The 7,873-nt window shown below is 44.9% G+C and carries 5 protein-coding genes; all 5 read left to right on the forward strand.

Translation table 11 applies throughout. The annotated features are described in order from the left end of the window. Positions 1–72 precede the first annotated feature (72 nt). Entirely contained in the window at positions 73–4,254 is a 4,182-nt protein-coding gene (rpoC, locus tag ACW689_RS20675; RefSeq protein WP_476294217.1) for a DNA-directed RNA polymerase subunit beta', read from the forward strand. 378 nt (positions 4,255–4,632) lie between these two features. Then, positions 4,633–5,007 (forward strand): 30S ribosomal protein S12, encoded by a 375-nt coding sequence (gene rpsL / locus ACW689_RS20680; RefSeq protein WP_010367657.1) that lies wholly within the window; start codon positions 4,633–4,635, stop codon positions 5,005–5,007. A gap of 102 nt (positions 5,008–5,109) precedes the next feature. After that, the gene (gene rpsG, locus ACW689_RS20685) at positions 5,110–5,580 is read left to right on the forward strand and encodes a 30S ribosomal protein S7 (RefSeq protein WP_476294219.1); all 471 of its coding nucleotides are present in this window, start codon (positions 5,110–5,112) and stop codon (positions 5,578–5,580) included. Between the two features lie 27 nt (positions 5,581–5,607). Continuing rightward, positions 5,608–7,722: an elongation factor G gene (fusA, locus tag ACW689_RS20690; RefSeq protein ID WP_476294220.1), complete on the forward strand. Its 2,115-nt coding sequence runs from the start codon at positions 5,608–5,610 to the stop codon at positions 7,720–7,722. Between the two features lie 60 nt (positions 7,723–7,782). After that, on the forward strand, positions 7,783–7,873 hold a 91-nt coding region (locus ACW689_RS20695), incomplete at its 3' end, for a GTP-binding protein (protein WP_233997923.1).

The following is a 7,873-nucleotide window of genomic DNA, read 5'->3' on the forward strand; positions in this document are numbered from 1 at the left end:
GTAGCCGGACTGAAAGAATGAAGGGGTGAGCAGCGCTTGCCCTCAAGATTAACCTCCGACAGGAGAGCTAAGGTGAAAGACTTACTTAAGTTTCTGAAGCAACAAAATAAGACCGAAGAATTTGATGCAATTCGCATTGGTCTTGCTTCACCAGACATGGTGCGTTCATGGTCTTACGGTGAGGTAAAGAAACCTGAGACAATCAACTACCGTACTTTCAAGCCTGAGCGTGACGGCTTATTCTGTGCCCGTATTTTCGGCCCAGTGAAAGATTATGAGTGTTTATGTGGTAAATATAAGCGCTTAAAACACCGTGGTGTGATCTGTGAAAAATGCGGCGTTGAAGTAACGCTAACTAAAGTGCGTCGTGACCGTATGGGTCACATTGAACTTGCGAGCCCAGTTGCTCACATTTGGTTCTTAAAATCATTACCATCGCGTATCGGCTTAATGCTTGATATGACGTTACGTGATATTGAACGTGTACTTTACTTCGAATCATTCGTTGTAACTGAACCTGGCATGACAACGCTTGAGCGTGGTCAGCTATTAGGTGAAGAAGAGTACCTTGATGCACTTGAAGAGCACGGTGATGAATTCGAAGCGAAGATGGGTGCAGAAGCTGTACTTGATTTGCTACGTGAATTAGACCTTGGTCAATTAATTGCAGAAATGCGTGAAGAGTTACCAACAATTAACTCTGAGACTAAGCGTAAGAAGATCACTAAGCGTCTGAAGCTAATGGAATCTTTCCACCAATCAGGTAACAATCCTGAGTGGATGATCATGAGCGTGCTTCCGGTTCTGCCACCAGATTTACGTCCGCTAGTACCACTAGACGGTGGTCGTTTTGCGACGTCTGATCTGAACGATTTATATCGTCGTGTTATTAACCGTAACAACCGTTTGAAGCGTCTTTTAGACTTAGCTGCACCAGATATTATCGTACGTAACGAAAAACGTATGTTACAAGAAGCGGTTGATGCGCTACTTGATAACGGTCGTCGTGGCCGTGCGATCACAGGTTCTAACAAGCGTCCACTTAAGTCGCTTGCAGACATGATTAAAGGTAAGCAAGGTCGTTTCCGTCAAAACCTTCTAGGTAAGCGTGTTGACTACTCAGGCCGTTCTGTAATCACAGTAGGTCCTACGCTTAAATTGCACCAGTGTGGTCTTCCTAAGAAGATGGCACTTGAGCTATTCAAGCCATTTATCTACGGTAAATTAGAGCGCCGTGGTATGGCGACAACCATCAAAGCTGCGAAGAAGATGGTTGAGCGTGAAGTACCAGAGGTTTGGGACGTACTAGATGAAGTAATTCGTGAGCACCCAGTTCTTTTGAACCGTGCACCAACACTTCACCGTCTTGGTATCCAAGCGTTTGAACCGGTACTTATCGAAGGTAAAGCGATCCACCTGCACCCACTAGTGTGTGCGGCGTATAACGCTGACTTCGATGGTGACCAAATGGCGGTACACGTACCGTTGACAATCGAAGCACAGCTTGAAGCACGTGCATTGATGATGTCTACCAACAACATCCTGTCTCCTGCGAACGGTGAGCCAATCATCGTACCTTCACAGGACGTTGTATTGGGTCTTTACTACATGACACGTGATCGCATCAATGCGAAAGGCGAAGGTATTGTATTTAAAGATCAAAAAGAAGCAGAAAAAGCGTACCGTACAGGTATGGCTGAACTTCATGCGCGTGTAAAAGTACGTATTACTGAATCACGCAAAGATGAAGAAACAGGTGAATTAAGCAGCGTAACTGAAATCGTTGATACAACGGTTGGTCGTGCTATTTTGTCACTTGTATTGCCTGAAGGCTTACCTTTTGAGCTTATCAACAAAGCACTAGGTAAAAAGCAAATTTCAGCACTTCTAAATGAGTGTTACCGTCGTCTAGGTCTTAAAGACACAGTTGTGTTCGCTGACCAAGTAATGTACACCGGTTTCCACTACGCGATGAAGTCAGGTGTTTCTATCGGTATTAACGACATGGTTATTCCACCAGTTAAGGCCGAGATCATTGAAAATGCAGAAGCAGAAGTAAATGAAATCAACCAACAGTTCCAGTCAGGTCTTGTAACTGCAGGTGAGAAATACAACAAAGTTATCGATATCTGGTCACGCGTGAACGAAAACTTATCACGTGAGATGATGGCAAACTTGTCAAAAGACACAGTTATCAACGCGCAAGGTGAAGAAGAAGAGCAAGCATCATTTAACTCAGTGTTTATGATGGCCGACTCCGGTGCTCGTGGTAGTGCCGCTCAGATCCGTCAGCTAGCTGGTATGCGTGGTCTAATGGCACGTCCAGATGGTTCAATCATCGAAACACCGATCACGGCGAACTTCCGTGAAGGTCTAAACGTACTACAGTACTTCATCTCAACCCACGGTGCGCGTAAGGGTCTTGCCGATACGGCACTTAAGACAGCGAACTCGGGTTACCTAACTCGTCGTCTAGTAGACGTGGCGCAGGATTTGGTTATCAATGATGACGATTGTGGCACATTAGACGGTCTAACAATGAAGCCGCTAATCGAAGGTGGTGACGTTGTTGAGCCACTTCGCGAGCGTGTATTAGGTCGTGTTGTTGCTGAAGACGTAGTTAAGCCTGGTACTGATGAAGTATTGGTTGAGCGTAACATCATGCTTGACGAAAAACTGTGTGACCTTTTAGAAGAGCACTCAGTGGACGAAGTACGCGTACGTTCAGTTATCACTTGTGACAACGACTTTGGTGTGTGTGCTAAGTGTTACGGTCGTGACCTTGCACGTGGTCACTTGATCAACGCGGGTGAATCTGTGGGTGTTATCGCAGCTCAATCAATCGGTGAGCCGGGTACACAGCTTACGATGCGTACGTTCCACATCGGTGGTGCGGCATCAAGAGCATCAGCAGAAAACAGCGTACAAGTTAAGAACAACGGTAGCTTGAAGTTACACAATGCGAAGTACGTATTGAATACGGATGGCAAGATTGTCATTACTTCTCGTTCAACAGAAATCACTATCATTGACGAGCACGGTCGTGAAAAAGAGCGTTATAAAGTACCTTACGGTGCAGTATTAACTGTTCAAGACGGTGCAGAAGTTAAAGGTAACGACATCGTTGCAACGTGGGATCCGCATAGCCACCCAATCATCATCGAGCATGAGTCTAAGGTTTCATTCTCAGACATTGATGATAGCAACACAGAAGCGCAAACTGATGAATTAACTGGTTTGACACGTGTGGTTGTTAAAGATCTTGCAAAAGTGAATGCAAAAGAGCCTAAGCTAATCGTTGAAAACGACGAGCGTGGCTTGCAAGAAATCCGTCTTCCTTCGTTTACTACGATTGAAATCACAGATGGTGCAAAAGCACTACCTGGTGCGGTACTTGCGCGTATTCCTCAAGAAGGTTCGAAAACACGCGATATCACCGGTGGTCTACCGCGCGTTGCGGACTTATTCGAAGCTCGTAAGCCAAAAGATCCAGCAATCCTTGCTGAGATCACAGGTACTATCAGCTTCGGTAAAGAGACTAAAGGTAAGAAGCGTCTTGTGATCACGCCAGAACAGGGCGATGCATACGAAGAGATGATCCCTAAGTGGCGTCAGCTTAACGTGTTCGAAGGTGAGCAGGTATCTAAAGGTGAAGTTATCGCCGATGGTCCTGAGTCTCCACATGACATCTTACGTCTACGTGGTGTGACTGACGTATCTAACTACATCGTAAACGAAGTACAAGAAGTATATCGTTTACAGGGTGTAAAGATTAACGATAAGCACATTGAGACTATCATTCGTCAGATGCTACGTAAGTGTATCATCCTAGACGGTGGTGACACTGAGTTCTTAGCGGGCGAGCAAGTTGAAGTAGCACGCGTTAATATCTCGAACCGTGAACTTGAGAAGCAAGGTAAGATCCCAGCGAAGTTTGAAATTCAGCTAATGGGTATTACTAAAGCGTCACTTGCTACTGAGTCATTCATCTCGGCAGCGTCGTTCCAAGAAACAACGCGTGTTCTTACAGAAGCAGCTGTAAATGGTAAGAGCGATGAATTACGTGGTCTGAAAGAAAACGTAATCGTTGGTCGCTTAATCCCTGCGGGTACAGGTTTTGCGTATCACCAAGATCGCATCAACCGTCGTAAGCAAGCGGAACTGCCAGTTGAAGAGCAAACTGTAAGTGCGGAAGAGGCAACTCAAGCGCTAACAGACGCACTAAACGCTGATTTACTAGGTGGTAACGAGTAATTCGTTATCATCACTCAGTAAGATTGAAAAAGCAGCTCATCGAGCTGCTTTTTATTTTTTCATTGTCCTCGACCTTTGATTAAGTGTTTAAATAGCGATCAACGCGTAATAAGTGTTATTATTTTGCTCGTTAAGCAAAAATGCACATCGAATTCCTTCAACACTTGCATTGTTGTGAAAACGTGATTTTGCTTTTTAAGGCCAAATTACGATTAAATACCGCAAATTTCCTACTCTACGAGCAGTTTTTATTGACAGGTCAATCTTTGCTCATTAAAATTCGGCCACCCATTTATTCGATCCACGAAAGTGGAGAAGAAATTGGGACGATTTTTATATTTTTTCAGTAGTAATTTTTAACTAATCAGGAGCTATTTAATGGCAACTATTAACCAGCTAGTGCGTAAGCCACGTCGTAGCAAGGTTACAAAAAGTAACTCAGCTGCGCTTAAAGCTTGTCCGCAAAAGCGTGGTGTATGTACTCGCGTATATACAACTACACCTAAGAAACCAAACTCTGCATTACGTAAAGTAGCACGTGTGCGTTTAACTAACGGTTTCGAAGTAACTTCATACATTGGTGGTGAAGGTCACAACCTACAAGAGCACAGTGTAATCTTAATCCGTGGTGGTCGTGTTAAAGACTTACCAGGTGTGCGTTTCCACACTGTTCGTGGTGCACTTGACTGTGCCGGCGTAAACGACCGTAGACAGGCTCGTTCTAAGTACGGTGCAAAACGCCCTAAGGGCTAATGGTTCTCCGTTAGTAAGGCCAAGCACTTAAGTTTTAATTTTTAAATAATTTGTTTTGGGAGTCGCCCAAAAAGGCGAACCTGAAGATACCGGAGATATAAAATGCCTAGAAGACGCGTAATAGGTCAACGTAAAATTCTACCAGATCCTAAGTTCGGATCAGAACTTCTTGCTAAATTCGTTAACGTAGTAATGTTAGACGGCAAGAAATCTACTGCTGAAAAAATCGTATACGGTGCGTTAGACGTGGCTGCTGAGAAATCAGGCAAGTCGCACCTAGAAATCTTTGAATCTGCACTTGAAAATGTACGCCCAGCGGTTGAGGTTAAATCTCGCCGTGTTGGTGGTTCTACATACCAAGTACCAGTTGAAGTACGTCCAGTTCGTCGTAACGCATTAGGTATGCGTTGGTTAGTTGAAGCTGCACGTAAGCGTGGCGAGAAATCAATGGGCCTTCGTCTTGCTCAAGAGATGATCGACGCTGCTGAAAACAAGGGCACTGCGGTTAAGAAACGTGAAGACGTTCACCGTATGGCTGAAGCGAACAAAGCATTCGCTCACTACCGTTGGTAATCTGCTAACACCCTTTAAGAGGATAATATGGCACGTACAACTCCTATTGAGCGCTATCGTAACATCGGTATTTGTGCTCACGTAGATGCAGGCAAAACCACCACGACAGAACGTGTTCTGTTCTACACGGGTCTTTCTCATAAGATCGGTGAAGTTCACGATGGTGCTGCAACTATGGACTGGATGGAGCAAGAGCAAGAACGTGGTATCACTATCACGTCTGCAGCAACGACGTGTTTCTGGAAAGGTATGGACGCTCAATTCGACGACCATCGTATCAATATTATTGATACTCCAGGGCACGTAGACTTCACCATTGAAGTGGAGCGCTCTTTGCGCGTACTAGATGGTGCGGTTGTTGTGTTATGTGCTTCATCAGGTGTACAGCCACAGACAGAAACGGTTTGGCGTCAGGCGAACAAATACGAAGTACCTCGTATGGTATTCGTAAACAAAATGGATCGTACTGGCGCTGATTTCCTAGCTGTCGTGGAACAGGTGAAATCTCGCCTTGGCGCCACACCTGTGCCTATTCAGTTACCAATTGGTGCTGAAGATGAATTTAAAGGTGTTATCGATCTCATCAAAATGAAAGCCATCAACTGGAATAATGAAGACCAGGGGATGACGTTCACGTACGAAGAGATCCCAGCAGATCTTCAAGACTTAGCTGAAGAATGGCGTGCTCATTTAGTTGAGAGCGCAGCTGAAGCGTCTGAAGAACTAATGGATAAATATTTAGAAGACGGCGAGTTAAGCGAAGCTGAGATCAAATCTGCGCTTCGTCAACAGACATTGGCCAATGAAATTGTGCCAATGACCTGTGGCAGTGCATTCAAAAACAAAGGCGTACAAGCAGTGCTTGACGCAGTGATTGAATACATGCCGTCACCTACTGAAGTTAAAGACATTCAAGGTATCTTGGAAGATGATTCTGAAGATACTCGTCCTGCAGATGACAATGCGCCGTTCTCGGCATTGGCATTTAAAATTGCCACAGACCCATTTGTAGGTACTTTAACTTTCTTCCGTGTTTACTCTGGTACTGTTAAGCAGGGTGATGCGGTATATAACCCGGTTAAAAGCAAAAAAGAGCGTTTGGGCCGTATCGTTCAAATGCATGCAAACTCTCGTGAAGAGATCAAAGAAGTACGCGCTGGCGACATCGCGGCGGCTATTGGTCTGAAAGATGTCACTACGGGTGACACATTATGTTCACAAGAAGCTGTTATCACTTTAGAGCGTATGGAATTTCCTGAGCCGGTGATTTCAGTTGCAGTTGAGCCAAGAACCGTGGCTGACCAAGACAAAATGGGTATCGCGTTAGGTAAACTAGCGGCAGAAGACCCGTCTTTCCGTGTAGAAACGGATGAAGAATCAGGTCAAACGATTATCTCTGGTATGGGTGAACTTCACCTCGATATCATTGTCGATCGTATGAAACGTGAATTCAGCGTTGAATGTAACGTTGGTAAACCACAAGTGGCATATCGTGAAACAATTCGTGGCGCGGTAGAAGCGGAAGGTAAATTCGTACGTCAGTCTGGTGGTCGTGGTCAATATGGTCATGTTTGGCTTAAGCTTGAGCCGATGGATATCTCTGATGATGAAGCGCCTACATACGAGTTCGTAAACGAAATCGTCGGTGGTGCTGTACCTAAAGAGTACATCCCAGCGGTTGATAAAGGTATTCAAGAGCAGATGCGTCAAGGTGTCCTTGCCGGCTATCCGCTATTGGGTGTTAAAGCAACATTGTTTGATGGCTCGTTCCATGACGTAGACTCAAACGAGATGGCGTTTAAAATCGCAGGTTCAATTGGTTTCAAAAATGGTGCGCTTGAAGCAAATCCAGTTATCTTGGAACCAGTTATGAAAGTTGAAGTTATCACCCCTGAGAGTAACATGGGTGATGTAGTAGGTGATTTGAATCGTCGTCGTGGCATAATTGAAGGCATGGAAGAAGCATTCGGTGGCTTGAAGCAAGTTAATGCACAAGTGCCGCTTTCTGAAATGTTTGGTTATGCAACCGACCTTCGTTCTGCTACGCAAGGCCGTGCTTCGTACTCGATGGAATTTTCCAAGTACGCTGAAGCGGCTAAGAGTGTAGCCGATACAATTATTGCAGCTCGCGCTGTTAAGTAATTTTAGTTCGGTCCGGTCTCTAAGGGCTGGACTTTAATTTCTTTATAGGAATTTTTTAAGATGGCAAAAGAAAAGTTTGAACGCGTAAAACCGCACGTAAACGTAGGTACAATCGGCCACGTTGACCACGGTAAAACAACTCTAACAGCAG

The sequence above is a fragment of the Pseudoalteromonas sp. ABE4_541 genome (assembly GCF_056312285.1).

What these genes read in the sequence shown, in the direction of transcription:
- rpsL (WP_010367657.1), top strand. Translation starts at nt 4,633, where the DNA reads ATGGCAACTATTAACCAGCTAGTGCGTAAGCCACGTCGTAGCAAGGTT.
- rpsG (WP_476294219.1), top strand. Translation starts at nt 5,110, where the DNA reads ATGCCTAGAAGACGCGTAATAGGTCAACGTAAAATTCTACCAGATCCT.
- fusA (WP_476294220.1), top strand. Translation starts at nt 5,608, where the DNA reads ATGGCACGTACAACTCCTATTGAGCGCTATCGTAACATCGGTATTTGT.